Annotated in this window: 16 protein-coding genes; 5 read left to right on the forward strand and 11 right to left on the reverse strand. The window is 63.5% G+C overall.

Translation table 11 applies throughout. The features are described 5' to 3' along the window. Positions 1 to 133: 133 nt before the first annotated feature. Both GJW30_RS13620 and GJW30_RS13625 read right to left on the reverse strand, forming a co-directional pair. Positions 134 to 1,012 carry an HpcH/HpaI aldolase/citrate lyase family protein gene (locus tag GJW30_RS13620; protein WP_096356192.1) on the reverse strand — a complete coding sequence of 293 codons (879 nt, stop codon included), beginning with the start codon at positions 1,010 to 1,012 and terminating at the stop codon, positions 134 to 136. Beyond that, positions 1,012 to 1,494 (reverse strand): MaoC family dehydratase, encoded by a 483-nt coding sequence (locus tag GJW30_RS13625; RefSeq protein WP_096356194.1) that lies wholly within the window; start codon positions 1,492 to 1,494, stop codon positions 1,012 to 1,014. Before GJW30_RS13625 ends, GJW30_RS13620 begins: the two co-directional genes overlap by 1 nt. A 225-nt stretch (positions 1,495 to 1,719) precedes the next feature. Here GJW30_RS13625 and GJW30_RS13630 point away from each other — a divergent pair, with 225 nt between their 5' ends. Beyond that, positions 1,720 to 2,856 carry a DUF2336 domain-containing protein gene (locus GJW30_RS13630; RefSeq protein WP_096356196.1) on the forward strand — a complete coding sequence of 379 codons (1,137 nt, stop codon included), beginning with the start codon at positions 1,720 to 1,722 and terminating at the stop codon, positions 2,854 to 2,856. Between the two features lie 135 nt (positions 2,857 to 2,991). On the opposite strand, the gene GJW30_RS13635 is transcribed toward GJW30_RS13630, so the two are convergent. Further along, the gene (locus tag GJW30_RS13635; protein WP_096356199.1) at positions 2,992 to 3,771 is read right to left on the reverse strand and encodes an NAD kinase; all 780 of its coding nucleotides are present in this window, start codon (positions 3,769 to 3,771) and stop codon (positions 2,992 to 2,994) included. A 166-nt stretch (positions 3,772 to 3,937) separates the two neighbouring features. Between GJW30_RS13635 and GJW30_RS13640 the strand changes: the two genes are divergently transcribed. Then, the gene (locus GJW30_RS13640; protein ID WP_096358827.1) at positions 3,938 to 5,407 is read left to right on the forward strand and encodes a mannitol dehydrogenase family protein; all 1,470 of its coding nucleotides are present in this window, start codon (positions 3,938 to 3,940) and stop codon (positions 5,405 to 5,407) included. Between the two features lie 159 nt (positions 5,408 to 5,566). Here the strand turns inward: GJW30_RS13640 and GJW30_RS13645 are convergent, their stop codons facing one another. Further along, a complete protein-coding gene (locus tag GJW30_RS13645) occupies positions 5,567 to 6,115 on the reverse strand; it encodes a tetratricopeptide repeat protein (RefSeq protein ID WP_245408511.1) in 549 nt (182 codons plus the stop codon). Between the two features lie 386 nt (positions 6,116 to 6,501). On the opposite strand from GJW30_RS13645, the gene GJW30_RS13650 reads away from it, so the two are divergent. Further along, positions 6,502 to 6,792: a hypothetical protein gene (locus tag GJW30_RS13650; RefSeq protein WP_096356203.1), complete on the forward strand. Its 291-nt coding sequence runs from the start codon at positions 6,502 to 6,504 to the stop codon at positions 6,790 to 6,792. 89 nt (positions 6,793 to 6,881) lie between these two features. Here GJW30_RS13650 and GJW30_RS13655 read toward each other — a convergent pair whose 3' ends face one another. The 6 genes from GJW30_RS13655 to GJW30_RS13680 form a co-directional block, all read right to left on the reverse strand. Further along, positions 6,882 to 7,835 carry an MBL fold metallo-hydrolase gene (locus GJW30_RS13655; protein ID WP_096356205.1) on the reverse strand — a complete coding sequence of 318 codons (954 nt, stop codon included), beginning with the start codon at positions 7,833 to 7,835 and terminating at the stop codon, positions 6,882 to 6,884. Between the two features lie 139 nt (positions 7,836 to 7,974). Next, entirely contained in the window at positions 7,975 to 8,742 is a 768-nt protein-coding gene (locus GJW30_RS13660; protein ID WP_096356207.1) for an HpcH/HpaI aldolase family protein, read from the reverse strand. Positions 8,743 to 8,825: 83 nt separating this feature from the next. Then, positions 8,826 to 10,259 (reverse strand): NAD-dependent succinate-semialdehyde dehydrogenase, encoded by a 1,434-nt coding sequence (locus GJW30_RS13665; protein WP_096356209.1) that lies wholly within the window; start codon positions 10,257 to 10,259, stop codon positions 8,826 to 8,828. A 194-nt stretch (positions 10,260 to 10,453) separates the two neighbouring features. Then, positions 10,454 to 12,757, reverse strand: a complete 2,304-nt coding sequence (locus GJW30_RS13670; protein ID WP_096356211.1) for a xanthine dehydrogenase family protein molybdopterin-binding subunit — start codon at positions 12,755 to 12,757, stop codon at positions 10,454 to 10,456. 11 nt (positions 12,758 to 12,768) lie between these two features. Continuing rightward, the gene (locus tag GJW30_RS13675; protein WP_096356213.1) at positions 12,769 to 13,221 is read right to left on the reverse strand and encodes a (2Fe-2S)-binding protein; all 453 of its coding nucleotides are present in this window, start codon (positions 13,219 to 13,221) and stop codon (positions 12,769 to 12,771) included. A 242-nt stretch (positions 13,222 to 13,463) separates the two neighbouring features. Next, complete coding sequence (locus GJW30_RS13680) at positions 13,464 to 15,827, reverse strand: xanthine dehydrogenase family protein molybdopterin-binding subunit (protein ID WP_096356215.1); 2,364 nt, start codon at positions 15,825 to 15,827, stop codon at positions 13,464 to 13,466. A gap of 260 nt (positions 15,828 to 16,087) precedes the next feature. Here GJW30_RS13680 and GJW30_RS13685 point away from each other — a divergent pair, with 260 nt between their 5' ends. Next, on the forward strand, positions 16,088 to 17,224 hold the full coding sequence (locus GJW30_RS13685; RefSeq protein ID WP_096356217.1) for a Ppx/GppA phosphatase family protein: 1,137 nt from the start codon (positions 16,088 to 16,090) through the stop codon (positions 17,222 to 17,224). Beyond that, the gene (locus GJW30_RS13690) at positions 17,221 to 17,898 is read left to right on the forward strand and encodes an RlmE family RNA methyltransferase (RefSeq protein WP_096358828.1); all 678 of its coding nucleotides are present in this window, start codon (positions 17,221 to 17,223) and stop codon (positions 17,896 to 17,898) included. The genes GJW30_RS13685 and GJW30_RS13690 overlap by 4 nt, the downstream gene beginning before the upstream one ends. 168 nt (positions 17,899 to 18,066) lie before the next feature. Here the strand turns inward: GJW30_RS13690 and GJW30_RS13695 are convergent, their stop codons facing one another. Continuing rightward, positions 18,067 to 19,473: an MFS transporter gene (locus GJW30_RS13695; protein ID WP_245408512.1), complete on the reverse strand. Its 1,407-nt coding sequence runs from the start codon at positions 19,471 to 19,473 to the stop codon at positions 18,067 to 18,069. Positions 19,474 to 19,475: the final 2 nt, after the last annotated feature.

A 19,475-nucleotide genomic window follows, 5' to 3' on the forward strand; every position in this document is an offset into this window, starting at 1 on the left:
ACCAGCTGGGCTCAGAAGCGTCGCCGGAAGGAGAACAACCGGGACGCCGAAAACGTTCACGAGGCGAGTGTGCCCGGGATCAAACCCTAACGCTACGATAACCTAAAAATGTGATTAACACCGGCGGGCCCCGTTACCGCCGGACCGTTTTGGCGCGTGCCAGCAGGCGTTCTGCGCGTACCAGATGGGGGCGATCGAACATCACGCCGCCCATCGCAACGACGCCGGCGCCCGGCTGTGCCGCGAACGCATCGACGACACCTTGAGCTTCAGCGATCGACTTCTCGCTCGGCGTGAAGACGTCGTTGATCACCGCGACTTGGCCCGGATGGATAGCCATCTTCGACGTGAAGCCGTCGCGCCGGGCTTCTTCGCATTCGCGGCGTAGGCCCGCCTCGTTGCGGAAGTCCGCGTAGACCGTGTCGATCGGCGCGACGCCGCATGCAGCGGCCGCAGCTAAGCTCAGCGTGCGCGCAAAACGAAACGGCTCGGTGAGATTGCCGTCTTTGTCGCGATTGGTCTCGGAGCCGAGCGAGGCCGAGAGATCCTCCGCGCCCCAGGTGAGGCCGGTGAGCCGCTTGCTCGAACCTTTGTAGGTGCCGCAGAGGAAGAGGGCGCTCGCCGTCTCGGTCGTCAAGGCGAGAATTTCGATGCTGCCTTCCGGCAACCCGTGCAGCGCTTCCTGCACGGTGAGCTTGGCGTCGAGATGCGTGACAGACGCGCCGCCTTCCGCCTTCGGCAGCAGGATCGCATCCGGCTTGCCCGCGACGATGACGGCGAGATCATCGTCGGTCAGACCCGTATCGAGTGCGTTGACGCGTACGACCAGCTGCGGGCGATCCTTCTGCGGTCCGATTTCGCGCAGGAAGCCGAGGCCGATGTCGCGCGCCTTCGGTTTGTTGTCGAAGCCGACGGAATCCTCGAGATCGACGATGAGGGAGTCGGAGCCGGACGTAAGCGACTTCTCGAGCTTCTTGGTGCTGTCGCCTGGAACGAAGAGATACGAGCGCATTACTTCACCGGCCGGCGGCGCATGAAGCCCTGGCGTTTGCATTCGCCGACAAGCTTGTTGTTCTGATTGTAGGCGCGGTGGTGGAAGTCGACGATGCCGGCATCTGGCCGCGATTTCGACTCGCGCTTCGAAATGATCTCGGTGGTGACGTGGATGGTGTCGCCGTCGAACACCGGATGCGGGAAGATCACATCTGTCATCCCGAGATTGCCGATCGTGGTGCCGACCGTCGTGTCGTTGACCGAAATGCCGATCATCAGGCCGAGCGTGAACAGCGAGTTCATTAGCGGCTGCTTCCACTCTGTCTCGGTCTCGCAGAAGTGCCGATCGATGTGCAGCGGCTGCGGATTGAGCGTCATGTTGGAGAACAGCATGTTGTCCATCTGGGTGACCGTGCGGGTCAGCCGATGCTCGAAGACATGGCCGACGATGAAGTCCTCGAAGTAGAGGCCGCCGCGCGGATGCCGGATGGGTTCACTCATGACACTCCCCGTAAAACTGTTTGTGGATCAATCGATTGTCGGCATTTCCGGATTCGAAATCGGAGCCGCCGCAGTGATCCTTCGGGGTCAGCTTTAGCACAGCTCGGGGCGGTGGGAAGGCCTCGCGGCACTGCCGCCGTTATGGTGAACGCTTTATTAAGTCACCGCCGCGCATAGTCGTTTCGGTTGAAGAAACCGAGTCGGTCATCCGGCGGGAAAAACAACATGATCGTGCGGCATTTTCTGCAGTGGATACAGACGGCACCGGCGCAAGCCCGGGCCGAAGCGACCAGCGCACTCGCGCGGTCTTTTCTCTACTCGGACTTGACGCTCGACGACCGCGCCGCCGCTCAAGGCGCGATGGTGATGCTGCTCGACGATCCGTCGCCGCTGGTGCGCCGCGCCTTGGCTGAAGCGCTGGCGTCGAGCGACAAGGCCCCGCTCGCCGTCATCCTCGGTCTGGCGCAGGATCAGGCTGAAATCGCTCACATCGTGGTCGCTAACTCGCCGCTGATCGCGGACGCCGATCTTGTCGACTGCATCGGTAGTCAGAACGAAGGAACGCAGATCGCCATCGCGCGCCGCATCGACCTTTCCTGCGCGGTGTCCGCCGCGATAGCCGAAGTCGGCAGCGCGGATGCGTGCCTTGCCCTCATTCAGAATGACACGGCGTTGATTGCGGTCGGCTCGCTCGACCGCCTGGTCGAACGCTTCGGCCATGTTGCGGCGATCCGCGAAGCTTTGTTGCCACGCCCGAACCTGCCGGCATCGACCCGGCAGATGCTGGTGTCGCAGCTGTCCGAGACGCTGTCGCGCTTCTGCGCGCTGCAGAATTGGCTGCGTGAAGATCGCGCCGAGAAGATCACACGCGACGCCTGCGAGAAGGCGACGGTTGCGCTTGCCGCGACTGCACCGCGCGACGATGTGCGCCCGCTGGTCACGCATCTGCGCGACAGCGGCCAGCTCACCGGCGCGCTCGTGCTGCGCTCACTGCTCTCCGGCAACATCACGTTGTTCGAGGAGACGCTGGCCGAACTCAGCGGCATGCCGCTCGCGCGCGTGTCCGGCCTCGTCCACGATCGCAGCCGCCGGGGGCTCAACGCTTTGTTCGAACGCGCGCAGCTTCCCTTCGTGCTCTATCCGGCGATCGTCGCCGCCATCGAGGCGTTGAACGAAGCGAGCCTGGAGCCGGGTGGGGCGGTTCGCCTCAAGCGCCGGATGACCGAGCGCGTGCTGACCGCCTGCGCGCCGCTCGCCGGCAATGCCGAAATGGAGCCGTTGCTCGCAATGCTGCGCCGCTTCGCGACCGAAGCCGCGCGCGATGAAGCCCGCATGTTCTGCCAGGATTTGGTGGCGGCTTAATTTTGTAGCCCGGATGAGCGGCGCGCATTCGCGCGCAAGCGACATCCGGGGACTGCGTCGGCGCCCATCCCGGATATCGCGGCTCGCTCTGCGCGCTTTGCGCGCCGCGAGACCGCTCATCCGGGCTACGACGCCTTAAAACCCGAACTGTTCGCCCAAAATGCGTTCGTCGAGGCTATGCCCCGGATCAAACAGCAGCGTCACTTCGACAGTCGGATCGAGCGACACGGTCACGTTCTTCACGTGCCGGACTTCATCGTGATCCGCGACCGCGGCGACCGGACGCTTCTCCGACTCCAACACCTCGATCATTACCGTCGCGGTGTTGGGCAAGAGCGCGCCGCGCCAGCGCCGCGGGCGGAACGGGCTGATCGGCGTTAGCGCGAGGAGCGGGGAGTTGATCGGGATGATCGGACCCTGCGCCGAGAGGTTATAGGCAGTCGAGCCGGCCGGCGTTGCGACCAGCAGGCCGTCGGCCGCGAGTTCCGCCATGCGCTCTTTGCCGTCGATCGAAATCTTCATCCGCGCGACCTGGTGCCGCTGACGGAACAGGGACACCTCGTTGAACGCGCGGTGCTCGTGAGTCTTGCCGTTGTCGGTCTCGGCGCGCATCAAGAGCGGACGGATGCGCGTGCGCGTCGCGCTGCTGATCCGCTCGCGGAGATCGTCGTCGCCGTAGGGGTTCATCAGGAAGCCGACCGTGCCGCGATGCATGCCGTAGATCGGCTTGCCGAGCCCGTGCAGGCGATGCAGCGTGTGCAGCATCAATCCGTCGCCGCCCAGCGTGACGATGACGTCCGCCTCCGGCGGGGCGACGTCGCCATAGCGGAGCGCCAAGCGAACGCGCGCTTCCTGCGCCTCGGGCGCGGCGCTCGCCACAAAGGCGATCTTTTCGGCAACGTTCTCGCGGCTCATGGATCTTTTCTCTGGCCGAAACTACGGCGCGCACCTTGTAGCGGTTCACTCGGAATTGCTCAAATCGCAGGTCTTAACTGCGTTATCGGCGTATTTACGCGCGGGCGAATTGCTATAGATGGCGTTCGCCCTTCCAAAAGCTATCAATCACCAAGAAGTCGAGGAAATGACCAAACTGTCCTGGGCCAATTTGCCCGAAATCGCCGCGCGCGCCAGCATCCCGCAGTATCGAGCGTCCGACATCACGCCTGGCATCGTCCATTTCGGCGTCGGCAACTTCCACCGCGCTCACCAGGCGATCTACCTCGACACATTGTTCAACCTTGGCCTCGACCGCGACTGGGGCGTGATCGGCACTGGCGTGCGCAGCGACGATGCCGCGATGCAGGCCGCGCTCGCGCCGCAGGATTTCCTCACCAGCGTCGTCGAGCAGGAGGCCGACCACAGCGGCGTCCGCATCTCGGGCGCGCTGGTCGGTTTCATCGCGCCGGACGATCGCGCCGGCATCGTCGCGACACTGTCGGACCCCGCGATCCGCATCGTCGCCATGACAATCACGGTCGGCGGTTATTACATCGGCGCCGGCGGCTTCGATCCGGCGGCGGCCGACATCGTGCGCGATGCGAAGAACCCGGACGATCCGCACACGATCTTCGGGCTCATCCTCAAGGCGCTGAAGGCGCGGCGTGAGAAGGGCATAGCGCCGTTCACCGTGATGTCGTGCGATAACGTGCCGGGCAACGGGCATGCGGCGCAGAACGCCGTCGTCGGTCTCGCCAAATTGATAGACGCCGAATTCGCGACGTGGGTTGAAGCGAATGTCGCGTTCCCGAATTCGATGGTCGACCGTATCACGCCGGCAACGTCGGATCGCGAACGCGAACTGCTCAAGAAGGACTACGGCATCGAGGACAACTGGCCGGTCTTCTGCGAGAAATTCACACAGTGGGTGATGGAAGATCATTTCCCGGCCGGCCGCCCGGCGCTGGAGAAAGTCGGCGTGCAGTTCGTCGATGATGTCGCGCCGTACGAATACATGAAGACGCGCATCCTCAACGGCGGCCACGCGTCGATCTGCTATCCGGCCGTGCTGCTCGACTATCACTTCGTACATGACGCGATGGCGGATGCGGACATCCGTGCTTTCCTCGACAAACTCGAAAGCGAAGAGATCATCCCGGTGGTGCCGCCGGTGCCGGACACGGACCTCAACGAGTATTACGCGCTGATCGCGCGCCGGTTCTCCAACCCGAAGATCGGCGACACCGTGATGCGTCTCGCCTTCGATGGCTCGAACCGGCACCCGAAATTCATCTTCGCCTGCGCGAAGGATCAGCTCGCCGCAAAACGCTCGGTCACCGGTCTCTCGCTCGTGACCGCGATGTGGTGCCGTTATTGCTACGGCGAGACCGAGAGCGGGAAGACGCTGTCGCCGCACGATCCGCGCTGGGATCGGCTTAACGTCGCAGCGAAGAAAGCGAAGGACGACCCGTCGGCGTGGCTCGCGATGGATGATATTTTGGGGCCGGTCGCGCGCGATCCGGTCTATGCGGCTGCGTTTGCGAAAGCGCTGCGGCACATCTGGCAGCACGGCGCGCGGGCTACGTTGCGCGCGTATGCGGATGGACAATTGTAGGAGCTGGTCATTCCGGGGCGCGTCGCTTGCGCAGCAAGCCACGCGAGCCCGGAATCCATAACCACAGAAAGTGCGGATCGATAGACAGGGAGTATGGATCCCGGACAGCCGTCGGCTCGCTTCGCGAGCGAGCGGCTTCCGGGATGACCACCGTGTGGCTTAATAAACGACGGTGCCTTCCATCGCGCCTTTGAGATCAGTGAATTCCTTGCACGTCTCGCCGCAGATCGAGCGGATATGCGCGAGGTGATCTTTGGCCTTGAGCATGTTGCCTTGCTCGACATGCCACATGCCGTAGTACTGCCACGTGCGGGCATGTTTCGGATCGGCCGCGAGCGCGCGCTCGTACCACGCTTGCGCATCGCCGTAGCGTCCGAGCTTGCGTGACGCGTAACCAATATAGTTCGCGACGTCCGGATGGTCATCCTGCTTCAGCGCGCGGAAAGCAGTGATCGCCTCTTCGTATTTCTCGGCTTGGATCAAATTAAAGCCGACGCGATAGCCGTCGAGAAACTGTTGATCCGTGCGCTTCTCTTTTTTCGTCTTCTTCGCGGGCTTTGCTTGTTTGGCTTTTGGCTCGGGCTTGCTTGCCGGCTGCTGGACGGGCGGCGGTGGATCGTTGGTGCCGACTGCGGCGACAGGACCGAGCGCAAGGCTAAACGATACCGCGGCGACACCCGCCATCAGCGCAACACGGGACATTTTCATCCGTCATCCTCCATTTGGGGGGCGCGCGCCCATCACGCGGATGATACCCGCTCTTCTCGTGGCGGACCAGAGCAAGTCCCGTTGAACCTCATTTGTCTCTGGAGCGACCAATGGGGGACAGCGCGGATGCATCTCCAGAGCATTCGTGAGACCTGCACTGCGATCCGGTACGAATGACAGCGCGGATCGGGTCGTAGCTGCTCAGGTGGGGAGGTTGGCCTTCGGGCCGGCCTCCCTGCTTGTACTATTCGCGCACGCGCAGCGCTAAAAATCCCGCACATCACCGACGAGTTCTCTCCGTACGCCAGCGCACGAATTCCTTGCGTTGGAACAAAGTCCTTTGGCGGTTGTTGTTCAGACCACGAGGGAGCAAACGGAGTGAAACAATGAAAAAGCTTATGATTGGCGCCGCTGCGTTGGCGCTCTCTGCCGGTATTGCAGTTGCTCAAACGCCGTCCGCAGGCGGCAGCACGCCGGCTGAAGGCGGTTCGCCGAGCTCGACGAATCCGAATGCACCGCCGACACCGCCGGCTGGCAGCGGCACCCGCGCCGACCAGCCTGGCTCGCGCGCTCCGGTGACCGCACCTAACACGGGCGTTGCACCGGGCTCCGGATCGCCGACGCCGCCGGCAGCAAGCCCGCAGCCGAACTCGCCGAACCCGGGCCGCGGCGGCTAAGTAAAGAAAAGAGATAGGGTTGGCCTCGTTCGCGAGGTCTTCTCCGGCCCCGGTGTCAGCTTCGGTTGGCGCCGGGGTGCTCTTGTGAGCTACAGAGTAGGCAACCATTGCACCGGCACGTATTCGTAGCCGGTGTTTGTTTTTGCGATATGGCCGGTCGCCGGGAACGGGAAGTGATAGCCCTGCACCAGCATTTTGTCGGCGCTCGCGCGGTCGAGCAGTTCGCGCCGGAATGTAACCGCTTGCGGCCCGTCCATGTCGAAGATCGGTTGCCAATCCGGATTGCGCACGAACAGCCACGGATGGTTTGTCGTGTCGCACAGCACCAGCATCGAATGATTGCCCGAAGCGAGCACGTAAGCGACGTGACCCGGTGTGTGTCCGAATGCCGGGATCGAGATCACGCCGGTGACAATCTCGACGCCGGGTGAGAAGCGCGTCACGCGCTTGTCGAGATCCTTGAACACGCGGTTGGCGTTGAGGAAGACGCCCTTGGCGCTTTCCGGCACGCTCGTCGCGCTATTGTCCTCCATCCAGTATTTCCACTCAGGCTTGGAGACGAAGATTTCAGCATTCGTGAAAACGAGTTTGCCGTCCTTCGTGCGCAAGCCGTTGATGTGATCGGGATGGAAATGCGAGATCGCGATCGCGTCGATCTGGCTCGGCTTGATGCCGGCGGCCGCGAGATTGTCGACGAGAGAGCCGGCTGTTGGTGACATCTGCCCGCCGGTGCCGGTGTCGATCAGCACGAGCTTCTTGCCGGTGTTCACCAGTATTGCGGTGAAGGGCAGGGAGAGTTTATCGGTCGGCAGGAAGTTGTCGGTGAGTGCCTTCTGTACATCCGGGAAGGGAACGTTGCGCACGAACTTCTCGTCGAGCGGCCGATTCCAAATGCCGTCGTAGAGCGCGGTGACTTCGAACTCACCGAGCCTGAAGCGATAGAAGGCCGGGCCGGGTTTCTTGGCGAATGGCGCGGCGGCGCGGCCGGGCAATGCTGTGCTTGCGAGCGTTGCTCCAACGATCAAGCTACGTCTAGTCAGCATTGGTTCTCCTCTACCCGTCATCCTGAGGAGCACGGGTTGGCTTGCCAACGCGTGCGTCTCGAAGGATGCGGCCCGTAGGCCGTGGCCGTCGTCCTTCGAGGCTCGCGCAAGCGCGCTCGCACCTCAGGATGACGGATAACTAGTCGAACGCCTTCGCGATCGCTTCGGTTTGCCGTGCCATCACGGCGGCATCGCCCGACACTGCGATGAACGACACGCCGTCGGCGAAGTATTTCTTCGCGTCGTCCTGGCGGAAGTTGAGCAAGCCAGAAGCCTTGCCGCCCTTGTCGATCAATTTGAGCGCCTTCTTCACTTCCGCGACGACAGGCTCGGCGAACATGTTGGCGAGATGCCCCATGTTGGCGGCGAGATCGTTCGGTCCGATGAAGATGCCGTCGACGCCGTCGACCTTGGCAATCTCCGGGATCGCTGCGACGGCCTCCGGTGACTCGATCTGCACGATCACGCACTGCTCTTTGTGGCTGAGCTTCGCGTAGTCCGCGATGCGTCCGTAGTTCGAGCCGCGCGCGCCGCCCGCGAAGCCGCGCTGGCCGTGCGGCGGATAGCGCGTTGCGGCGACTGCTTTGCGCGCTTCCTCGGCATTCTGCACATACGGGAACATCAGCGAGCGCACGCCGATGTCGAGCATGCGCTTGACGATAACGGGATCGTTCCACGGGATACGGACGACCGGCTCGGCGGTGCCGCCGACCGCGGCGCGCAGGTGATCCTGCACGTCCGGCAACTCGTTGAACGAATGCTCCATGTCGATCAGCAGCCAGTCGAAGCCTGCGCCGGCCGCGATCTCGGTGACCGTCGTGCTGCCGAGCGTCAGCCAGAAGCCGACTTGCTTTTCCTTCTTCGCCAGCGCGCGCTTGAATTTGTTCGGCGCCATTTTGGTGATCATGCGTTTTCTCCCCGCGTCACGTCATCGCATACGAAATGGCCCGGACAAGCCGGGCCATGACGTCGAATTTGGTCTAGCGAACCTTACAGGCTCGCCTGCGTCACGAACTTGAAGTTCAGGTAGGCTTCGAGCGCGTTGTAACCGCCCTCCGAACCCATGCCGGAATCCTTCACGCCGCCGAACGGAACTTCCGGCAGCGCGATGCCATGGTGGTTGATAGAGACCATGCCGCTCTCGATCTTCGCACCGAGCGCTTCGGCGGTCTTCGCCGAGCTCGTGTAGGCATAGGCCGCGAGGCCGTAGTCGAGACGATTGGCTTCCGACACGACTTCATCGAACGTCGCGAACGGGCGCATCGCGGCAATCGGACCGAACGGCTCCTCGTTCATGATGCGGGCTTCGAGCGGAACGTCGGTGAGAACGGTCGGCTCGTAGAAGAAGCCTTTGTTGCCGATGCGCTTGCCGCCGGTCTGCAGCTTCGAGCCCTTGTCGATGGCGTCGTTGACAAAGCCTTCGACCGCGTCGACGCGGCGCGCATGGGCGAGGGCGCCCATCGTGTTGCCCTTATCGAGGCCGTCACCGACCTTGATCGCCTTCGTCGTGTTGGTGAACTTCTCGACGAACTGATCGTAGACCTTCTCCTGGATGAGGAAGCGGGTCGGTGCGACGCAGACTTGGCCGGCGTTACGGAATTTGTTGGCCGCGAGGATCTTCACGGCCGTGTCGATGTCCGCATCGTCGAACACGATAGCCGGCGCATGGCCGCCAAGCTCCATCGTGATGCGCTTCATGTGCTTGCCGGCGAGGCCTGCGAGCAGCTTGCCGACAGCGGTCGAACCCGTGAACGTCACCTTGCGGATGATCGGGTGCGGGATGAGATATTCCGAAACTTCCGACGGCACGCCGTAAACGAGGTTCACGACGCCTTCCGGCACGCCGGCTTCGGCGAAGGCCTTCACGAGCTCAGCGCAGGACGCCGGTGTCTCTTCCGGGCCCTTGAGGATGATCGAGCAACCCGTCGCGACCGCGCAGGAAATCTTGCGCACCGCCTGGTTGATCGGGAAGTTCCACGGCGTGAACGCCGCAACCGGGCCGACCGGCTCTTTGAAGACGAGTTGCTGCACGCCATCGACGCGCGCCGGGATCGTCACGCCGTAGGTGCGGCGGCCTTCCTCGGCGAACCAATCGATGAGATCGCCTGCCGCCAACGTCTCCATCTTGGACTCGGCGACCGGCTTGCCTTGCTCGATCGTCATGATCTGCGCGATGCGGTCCGCGTTGGCGCGCATGTAATCGGCGGCCTTACGCATGATCTTGTAGCGTTCGAAAGCCGGCACCTTGCTCCACACCTGGAAGCCCTTCTGGGCGGCCTTCAACGCGCGATCGAGATCCTTCGTATCGGCATGCGCGACCTTACCGACCTCTTCGCCGGTCGCCGGATTGAGCACGGCCAGCGTGCGGCCGCTCTGGCTCGCGCCCCAGGCGCCATCGATGAATAGGTCTGTATTCGGATACATAAATTCCTCCGGTTTTTGTTCGGATTGGCACCGCCGTAGCGGATGCAGGCAGGGCAGGAGGCTCACTTACCACTTTTCCGCGCGACTGCCAGCCTCGCGGGGGCATGGCGGCTCAGCTTCAAGGCGTTGTGAGTTAGGGCCCAATGAAAAGAGCGGCCGGTGAGGCCGCTCTTCGTCGCGCCAACGCTAAGCGATCACGCCAGTTGGTTACCGATCGGAAGGCTCCGGATGCGTTTGCCGGTCGCCGCGAAGATCGCGTTGCAGAGCGCCGGTGCAAACGGAGGCACACCCGGCTCGCCGACACCGCTCGGTGGCGTATCGATGCCGTGCGGCACGATATGCACGTTGGTGAGCTGCGGCGAATCCTCCATCCGCACGATCGGGAAGTCGTTGTAGTTCGTCTGCTCGACGCGGCCCTTGGCGAACGTGACCTCGCTGTATTTGGCGATCGTCATGCCCATCACGGACGCGCCCTCGATCTGCGACTTGATGCGCTCCGGATTGACGGCGAAGCCGCAGTCGATCGCGGTGTCGACGCGCGGCACCGTGATGTTGCCCTTGTCGTCGATCTTCACCTCGACCACGGTCGCAATGTAGGAGACGAAGGAGCGATGCGCCGCAATGCCGAGCGCGGAACCCTTCGGCATCTGACGACCCCAGCCGGCTTTCTCGGCGACGAGCTGCACGACATTCTTGAGCCGCGCGGTGTCGACCGGGAAGGTCTCGAACGGCTCGCCGTAGTTCCACCATTCGGTGGTGACCGACTTCGAGACGTCGACCTTGCGGTCCGGCCCGATCAGCTCGAGCAGCATGTCCTTCGGATCGCGCTTGAGCTCATGGGCAAGCTCCGCGACGAACGACTGCACCGCGAAGGCGTGCGGCACGTTGTTGACCGCACGGAACCAGCCAATGCGCGTATGCGCGGCAGCTTCGCCGCTCTCGAGCCGGATATTCGGCACCGCGAACGGCATGTCGACGAAGCCGAGCCCCAACTCGATCGCGAAGGGATGCTTCGGATCCGGCGCGAAGGTCGAGAGGATCGACGGCGAGGCGGAGCGTTGCCGCCAGCCGACGACCTTGTTGTTGGCGTCGAGCGCGGCTTCGATCCGGTCGACGTTCACGGTGTGATAGAACGAATGCTGGATGTCGTCCTCGCGCGTCCACACGACCTTCACGGGCGTGCCGCCGAGCTCCTTCGACAAGAACGCGGCTTCCATCGCGAAATCGCATTTCGACTTGCGGCCGAAGCCGCCGCCGAGCAGCGTCGTGTGCATCAACACGTCCTCGGGTTTGACGCCGAGGAATTTCGCCGTGTCGTCGCGCGCGCCGCCGGGGCTCTGCACCGGCGCCCATATTTCGAATTTGCCGCCGCCCATACGGGCGAGAGCAGCCGGCGGCTCCATCGGCGCATGCGCCCAATGCGGCACATAGTATTCCTGCGCGAAGGTCTTCGCGGCGCCCGCGAAGGCTTTGTCGATATCGCCTTCGTTGCGCTCGACCTTGCCGGGCTTGCGCACGTTGGCTTCGAGCGACGCTTTGTAGGCTTTGGAATCGTAAGACCCGTTCGGGCCGTCGTCCCAGGTGATCTTGAGCGCTTCGCGGCCCTTCATCGCGGCCCACGTATTGGTCGCGATGACGGCGACGCCGCCGAGCGGGTTAAATTTCGCAGGTAGCGGCGTCGCGGGGATCTGCACGACCTTCTCGACGCCCGGAATTTTAAGCGCCGCGCTCGCATCGACCGACGCGACCTTACCGCCGACAACCGGCGGACGCGCGACGACTGCGAACTTCATGCCGGGCAACATCGCGTCCTGACCGTAGATCGCATGGCCCGTCGTGATATCGACGAGATCGACCACCGGCGTGTTGCCTTTGCCGATGTAGCGGAAGGCGGCCGCATCCTTCAGCTTGAAGTCGGTCGGGGTCGGTAGCGCGGCGGCGTCTGTCGCAAGTTCGCCGTAGCCGAGCTTACGGCCCGACGCTTTGTGCACCACCTCGTGGTTCACCGCTTCGACGTCTGCTACGGCAACGTTCCAGCGTTTCGCCGCGGCTTGTTCGAGCATGCGCCGCGCCGTCGCGCCGCATTCGCGCATCGGCTGGATCCAGTGGCGCACGCTGCGCGAACCGTCGGTGTCCTGGTTGCCCCACTTGGTCTCGTCGCCATTGGCCTGCACGATCTTCACGCGCGACCAGTCGGCCTCGAGTTCGTCGGCGAGGATCATCGGCAGCGACGTGCGCGCAGCACCCGTCCCCATCTCGGCGCGAGCCGCCATGATGGTCACGGTGCCGTCCTTGTCGATCGCGACGAAGAGTTTCGGATCGGTCTTCACGCCGTTCGGCATCTTCTCGGCGCCGGTCGGGTAGGCGAAGCCTCGCCGTGCGAGCGGGAACTGTGCCGCGAGCACGAAGGCGCTCGTTCCGAACAGGCCCTTGAGGATGCTGCGGCGGCTGATGTTGCGGATGGATGTCTTTGCGGAGGGATCGAATTGAATGTTCATGTCATCCTCCCTCATGCGCCCTTGGCGGCGGCACGAACCGCAGCCTGAATGCGCTGATAGCAACCGCAGCGGCAGAGGTTGCCGGACATCGCCTCGACGATCTGCTCGTCGTTCGGCGATTTATTTGTCTTGAGGAAAGCCGCGGCTTGCATGATCTGGCCGGCCTGGCAGTAGCCGCATTGCGGCACGCCGAGTTGGCGCCACGCGACTTGCACGGGATGCTCGCCCTTGGCGTCGAGACCTTCGATTGTCGTCACTTGCTTGCCGGCAATGTCCGACATCACGATGCCGCAGGAGCGCACGGCTTCGCCGTTCACATGCACCGTGCAGGCACCGCAGGCCGCGATGCCGCAGCCGAATTTCGTGCCGGTCAAACCGAGTTCGTCGCGGATAAACCAGAGCAGCGGCATCGACGGATCGCCGTCGAACTTGCGCGCCTGACCGTTGATGGTGACATCAACCATGCGTCGCCTCCATTGCACGACCTGCTTTCTTCAAGAGCGGTCGTCAGGGTTGGAATTGCTCGCGGCAATTCAGGAGGCGGATGATACGCTGGCTTTTCATTTTTCCAATGACAAAGCACATGCGTGGCGCGCATTGCTCGTCATGCGCAGTTTTCGCGTGCGACGATCGGAATCATTTGTCCGCAAATGCTAACGGCCGGTCTCACGACCGGCCGTTGTGATTGTTGCTGCTGCAGAAAACGCTACGCGGCTTTCGCTTTCTTCGCGTCCTGGATCGCCTGCCAAACCTTGGCGGGCGTCGCCGGCATGTCGAGGTGACGAATGCCGAGCTCTGCGACCGCGTCATTGATCGCGTTCATCATTGCGGTGAGCGCGCCGGCGCAACCGGCTTCGCCGCAGCCTTTGATGCCGAGCGGATTCGACTTCGCGGGCACCGGACGATTGATCACCGTGAAGCTCGGCACTTGCGAGGCGCGGGGCAGTCCGTAGTCCATATACGAGCCGGTGAGGAGCTGGCCCTCGGCGTCGTACTCGACCATCTCCTGCACGCACTGGCCGATGCCCTGCACGACACCGCCGTGCAACTGGCCTTCGACCAGCATCGGATTGATCTGCGTGCCGAAGTCGTTGACCGTGATGTAGCTCACGGTGCGCACGATGCCGGTATCTTCGTCGATCTCGATTTCCGCGATGTGGCAGCCGTTCGGGAAGGTCGATGGGACACCATCGCTGACGTGACTGACGTCCAGCGACTTCGGCGCATCCGGCGGCAGGTTCACGCCCTGACGCAGTTTCTGCGCGATCTCCATGATGCCGATCGAACGGTCGGTGCCCGCGATGGTGAACTGGCCGCCCTTGAACTCGATGTCCTGCACGGAAGCCTCGAGCAGGTGGCTCGCGACCTGCTTGCCCTTCTCGATGACCTGTTCACCGGCCTGCAGCGCAGCCGTCGCGCTGTTCTGACCCGAACGCGAACCGCCGGTGCCGCCGCCCGCGAGCATCTCGCGGCTATCGCCCTGGAGCAGGCGGATCTTGTCGAACGGAACGCCGAGCTGCTGGTGCACGACCTGCGCGAAGGACGCGGCGTGGCCCTGACCGTAGTCGAGGGTGCCGGTGATGAAGGTGAGGGTGCCGTCGGCTTCGAAGCGGAGGCCGCCCATCTCCTTCACGGCCGGCGCCGTGACTTCCAGGAACGGGCCAATGCCGATGCCGCGCAGCTTGCCGCGCTTCTTGGCTTCCTTCTTGCGCGCCTTGAAGCCCTTCCAGTCGGCGGCTTCGAGCGCGCGCTCGATGAGGCCCGGGAAGTCGCCGCTGTCCAGCTCGTTGCCGGAGGGTGACTTATACGGAAACTCGGTCGGCTGGATAAGATTGCGGCGGCGCATCTCGATGCGATCGATGCCCATCTCGTCCGCCGCAACGTCGATCATGCGCTCCGTGAAGTAATTGCCTTCCGGGCGGCCGGCGCCGCGATAGGCCGACACGAAGGTCGTGTTGGTGAACACGGCTTTCGACGCGACCTCGATCGCCGGCGCGCGATAGATCGAGTTGACGTTCTTGGCGATATTCATCGTGCCCATCAGCGGCGCGACGTGGCCGAGGTAAGCGCCGATATTGGTCCAGCCCGTGTAGCGCCAGGCGAGGAATCGGCCGCGCTTGTCGAGCGCGAGCTCGCAATCGAACTCCATGTCGCGGCCGTGGCAGTCGGAGAGGAAACTCTCGCCGCGGTCCGCCGTCCACTTCACGGGACGCTTCAGCTCACGCGACGCGTGGAGACACGGAATGTATTCGGGATAAAGCGCCGCCTTCATGCCGAACGACCCACCGACATGGCCGGTGAACACCGTGACCTTGTCGGCCGGCAGGCTGAGCATATCCATCAGCTGATTGCGCAGGTTGAATACGCCTTGGCAGCCGGTGCGCAGCGTGACGGCGCCGTCCTTGCTCCATTCGGCGAGACACGCGCGTGGCTCCATCGCGCTGACGATGACGCGGCTGTTGAGCATCTTGAGCTTGGTGACGTGCGCGGCTTTCGAAAAAGCCTCCTCGACCTTCTTGGCGTCGCCGAAGTGGAAATCGAGCGGCAGATTGTTCGGAACGCCTTCGTAAAGCTCTGGCGCGTCCGGCTCGGCGGCCGCCTGCATACCGGTGACGGCCTCCAGCGGCTCGATGTCGAGCACGACGGCCTCAGCCGCATCCTTGCCCTGCAGAACCGTCTCGGCGATCACGGCCGCGACGACTTCACCGGCGAAGCGGACTTTGTCGACCGGCAGCATCGGGCGGACCGGCTTGATCATCGGCGTTCCGTCGCGGCTCTTGAGCGGCAGGCCGTTCTTGACGATGCCGTAATGCTCCATGTCCTTCGACGTGTAGACGGCGAGCACGCCCGGCATTTTGCGGGCCTCTTCGACATCGATGCCCTTGATGATTCCGTGCGCGTGAGGCGAGCGCACCATCACGGCGTAGACCTGGCGCGGTAGCGAGATGTCGTCCGTGTAGTTGCCTTGACCTTGGACGAGCACCGGATCTTCGGTGCGCAGTACCGACTGCCCGACGCCGAATTTGTCCGGCGCAGCTTCATTGAATTCGTTGCGAGGAGCGATGTTCATTCCTGATTCCGCTGGAAAATGAATGTGAAAGCCGCGCTGGCACTGCGAGTCTTAAGTCCGCGCTGACGATAACGGTAGGCTGGGGTTCGGGCGCGCGAGTGTCAAGGTCGGTGCGCGCGGGTCTGTTCCGCGCCGGGCCCTCAAAATAGGGTTTTATTGTGTTTATGCCGTTACCACGATAGCCTGTGCGACGAAGCGTAACACGAGTGCCGCGCTGTCGAGTCTCTCGCTGAGGCTCTGGCGCGAGCGGAAGGACATTGATGGACGACGAGGCCCGTCCGAAGGGCGGCCTCGACCCCTCGCGAACTCGGGGACCTCGACGGTCGCCCTGGGGTCGTCGCCACGCCTTTGGGCAAGAGTCCCACGGGCACCAGAGCGGTGGGCATCACAACGGCAATGCCGTGAGTGATCGCTCGACTCCGACCTATGCGGCGCTCGATCTCGGGACCAATAATTGCCGTCTGCTTGTTGCGCGTCCGACCTCGGACAGCTTCCGCGTCATCGACGCGTTCTCCCGCATCATCCGCCTCGGCGAAGGTATTTCGTCCACCGGACGCATCAGCGAAGCCGCGATCGATCGTGCGGTCGGAGCCTTAACGGTATGCCGCGACAAGATCGTGACGCGCGGCGTGACGCGGGCACGGCTGATCGCCACCGAAGCCTGCCGTTCCGCCGAGAACGGCGACGCTTTCGTCCAGCGCGTCCGCGACGCCGTCGGCATCGACCTCGAAATCATCGACCGCAAGACCGAAGCGCGCCTCGCCGCCACCGGCTGCACGCCGCTGGTCGACCCGGCCGCATCGAGTGTCGTGCTGTTCGATATCGGCGGCGGCTCGTCCGAAATCGTCAACATGGGCTCGGTGAACGGGCAGGCCGGCCCGCCGAAACCGATCATTCGCGATTGGGCATCGCTCCCGGTCGGCGTCGTCACACTGGCGGAGAAGCATGGCGGCATCGAAGTCAGCCGCGATGTTTTCGAGCGGATGATCCAGGAGGTCGAGGGCTATCTCGCGCCGTTCGCGGAGAAGAATGCCGAACTGAAGAATTCGACGTCGCTGCACTTGCTCGGCACCTCCGGCACCGTGACCACGGTTGCGGGCATCCATCTAGGGCTCCGCCGCTACGATCGCCGCCAGGTCGACGGTTGCTGGATGACGAGCGGCCAGATCGATACGGCGCTCGAACAATTGCTCGCGATGCGCTACGAAGACCGCGTTGCCAATGCGTGCATCGGCGCGGAGCGCGCTGACCTCGTGCTTGCGGGGTGCGCGATCCTCGAAGCGATCCGCCGCGCGTTCCCGAGCGAGCGGCTGCGCGTCGCCGACCGGGGCCTGCGCGAAGGCATGCTGGTCGAGATGATGCGTGACGACGAAGTGTGGTGGAGAAAGAACGCGTGAACGATCGCGGCGCCCGTGACCTGAAAGTCCGCGTTCGTGCGCAAGGCCGCACGGCGTCGCAACGCGCGTGGCTCGAGCGTCAGCTCAACGATCCGTACGTCGCGAAAGCGAGGCGCGACGGCTATCGCTCGCGCGCGGCCTACAAACTGACCGAAATCGACGACAAGGCGAAGTTCCTCAAGCCCGGCAAGATCGTCGTCGATCTTGGCGCGGCGCCCGGCGGCTGGAGCCAGATCGCCGTCAAACGCGTCAAATCCGAGGAGGGGAACGGCAAAGTCGTCGGCATCGACATTCTCGAAGTGCCGCCGATCCCGGGCGCGACGATCATCCACCTCGATTTCCTCGATGAGGCGGCCCCTGCGCGCCTCGAGGAATTGCTCGGCGGCAAGGCCGACGTCGTGCTCTCCGACATGGCCGCGAACACGACCGGTCACAAACGCACAGACCATTTGCGCACGATGGCGCTGGTCGAGGCCGCTGCGGCTTTCGCTTACGAAGTGCTCGCGCCGGGCGGCGTGTTCCTCGCGAAAGTGCTGCAAGGCGGCACCGAGGCGCAGCTGCTCTCCGAGCTGAAGCGCAACTTCACCAACGTGAAACACATCAAGCCGCAGGCGAGCCGCGCGGATTCCTCCGAACTGTATCTGCTCGCGACGGGCTTTCGCGGCGCGCGATAAGCCGCGCCAAATTCCGTCGTCATCCCGGAAGCTAAGGTCCCGCGAAGCGGGCCGAAGCTGTCCGGGATCCATAATCACAGAGCTATCGTGTAGGCAGGGGCTATGGATCCCGGCCCTGGCGTATGCGCCGCGCTTCGCGCGTTGCACACGCTCGACCGGGATGACCAGCTACTGTGGCGGTGTCTTGCGCGAGAGTTGCTCGCCCGCGTCTTTCGGCAGCAGCCAGAAGAAGATGAAGGACGACGCGGTCGCCAATCCGACGATGAGGAATGCGAGCGGGAAATCCTCAGCCGAAATCGCTCCACCGCCGCCGCGCTTCACAGTCGTCTCAACAATAAAAGCGCCAACCGCGATACCGGCCGACAGTGAGACTTGCTGCGCCACCGCTGCGAGAGTCGTTGCGCGACCCATCTGGCGCTGCTCCACCTCCGCATACGCGAGAACGTTGATCGACGTGAACTGCAGCGATCGGAAAAAGCCGCCGATCACCAGCACCGCGATGATGAAAGCGAACGACATGCCGGGCTGGAACAGCCCACATATCGCGACGAAGAACCCGCCGATGAGCGCGTTGATGGTGAGCAGTTTTCGAAAGCCGAAGCGGCGAAGGAAATAAGCAGCGGCGACCTTCATTAGGATTGCGCCAATCGCGGCTGAGAACGTCACTAGCCCTGACTGAAACGGCGACAACCCGAAGCCGAGCTGCATCAGCAGCGGCAACAAGAATGGCAGCGCGCCGATACCGATACGGAACAGGCTGCCGCCGATGATGCTGGCGCGGAAGGTCGGCAGCCGCAGCAGCGAGAAATCGAGCGCCGGCGCTTCGATCTTGCGCGAGTGGACGGCAAACAACACAGCCGAGATCGCGCCGCCCGCGACGAGCGTGGCGATCAACGGCACCGGCAGAATGTCGAAGCCTGCGACCGAGAGCCCGAACGCGAGCCCGGCAACCGCGAAGCCGGACAGGATCAAGCCCGGCAAGTCGAGCGGATCGCGCTTCTCGGCCTCGATGACCGGGACATAGCGCGTCACCATGAAGATGCCGAACACACCGACGGGCACGTTGATGAGGAAGATCCAGTGCCAGGTCGCGTAGGTCGTGATGAAGCCGCCGAGCGGCGGCCCGAGAACCGGGCCGAGCAGGGCCGGGATCGACACCCACGCCATCGCATCGACCAGCGATTGCTTGTCGATGGAACGCACCAGAAGCAATCGCGCAACGGGAGACATCAATGCTCCCGCAGCGCCTTGCACAACGCGGCCGAAAACGAAATGCGGCAGCGACGTTGCGCTCGCGCAGATCAACGAGCCGACGACGAAAACGCCGATCGCGATGCGGAAGACGTTCTTCGGGCCGAAGCGGTCCGCGATCCAGCCGCTCGCCGGAAGGAAAATCGCCAGCGCCAACAGATACGACGTAACGCCGATCTTCAGGATGATCGGGCTGGTGCCGAGATCGAGAGCGATGGCGGGCAGGGACGTCGAGATGACGTTGGAGTCGATATTCTCCATGAACAGCGCGACTGCGACGATCAACGGCAGCAGGCGTTCGCGCGGCAAACTTGAGATAGACACCG

Origin of the sequence: Variibacter gotjawalensis (assembly GCF_002355335.1) — a bacterium.
Lineage (GTDB): Bacteria > Pseudomonadota > Alphaproteobacteria > Rhizobiales > Xanthobacteraceae > Variibacter > Variibacter gotjawalensis.

Excerpts from the sequence above, each read along its gene's own strand:
- GJW30_RS13620 (WP_096356192.1), bottom strand. The coding sequence starts at position 1,012 with ATGCGCTCGTATCTCTTCGTTCCAGGCGACAGCACCAAGAAGCTCGAG.
- GJW30_RS13625 (WP_096356194.1), bottom strand. The coding sequence starts at position 1,494 with ATGAGTGAACCCATCCGGCATCCGCGCGGCGGCCTCTACTTCGAGGAC.
- GJW30_RS13630 (WP_096356196.1), top strand. The coding sequence starts at position 1,720 with ATGATCGTGCGGCATTTTCTGCAGTGGATACAGACGGCACCGGCGCAA.
- GJW30_RS13635 (WP_096356199.1), bottom strand. The coding sequence starts at position 3,771 with ATGAGCCGCGAGAACGTTGCCGAAAAGATCGCCTTTGTGGCGAGCGCC.
- GJW30_RS13640 (WP_096358827.1), top strand. The coding sequence starts at position 3,938 with ATGACCAAACTGTCCTGGGCCAATTTGCCCGAAATCGCCGCGCGCGCC.
- GJW30_RS13645 (WP_245408511.1), bottom strand. The coding sequence starts at position 6,115 with ATGAAAATGTCCCGTGTTGCGCTGATGGCGGGTGTCGCCGCGGTATCG.
- GJW30_RS13650 (WP_096356203.1), top strand. The coding sequence starts at position 6,502 with ATGAAAAAGCTTATGATTGGCGCCGCTGCGTTGGCGCTCTCTGCCGGT.
- GJW30_RS13655 (WP_096356205.1), bottom strand. The coding sequence starts at position 7,835 with ATGCTGACTAGACGTAGCTTGATCGTTGGAGCAACGCTCGCAAGCACA.
- GJW30_RS13660 (WP_096356207.1), bottom strand. The coding sequence starts at position 8,742 with ATGATCACCAAAATGGCGCCGAACAAATTCAAGCGCGCGCTGGCGAAG.
- GJW30_RS13665 (WP_096356209.1), bottom strand. The coding sequence starts at position 10,259 with ATGTATCCGAATACAGACCTATTCATCGATGGCGCCTGGGGCGCGAGC.
- GJW30_RS13670 (WP_096356211.1), bottom strand. The coding sequence starts at position 12,757 with ATGAACATTCAATTCGATCCCTCCGCAAAGACATCCATCCGCAACATC.
- GJW30_RS13675 (WP_096356213.1), bottom strand. The coding sequence starts at position 13,221 with ATGGTTGATGTCACCATCAACGGTCAGGCGCGCAAGTTCGACGGCGAT.
- GJW30_RS13680 (WP_096356215.1), bottom strand. The coding sequence starts at position 15,827 with ATGAACATCGCTCCTCGCAACGAATTCAATGAAGCTGCGCCGGACAAA.
- GJW30_RS13685 (WP_096356217.1), top strand. The coding sequence starts at position 16,088 with ATGGACGACGAGGCCCGTCCGAAGGGCGGCCTCGACCCCTCGCGAACT.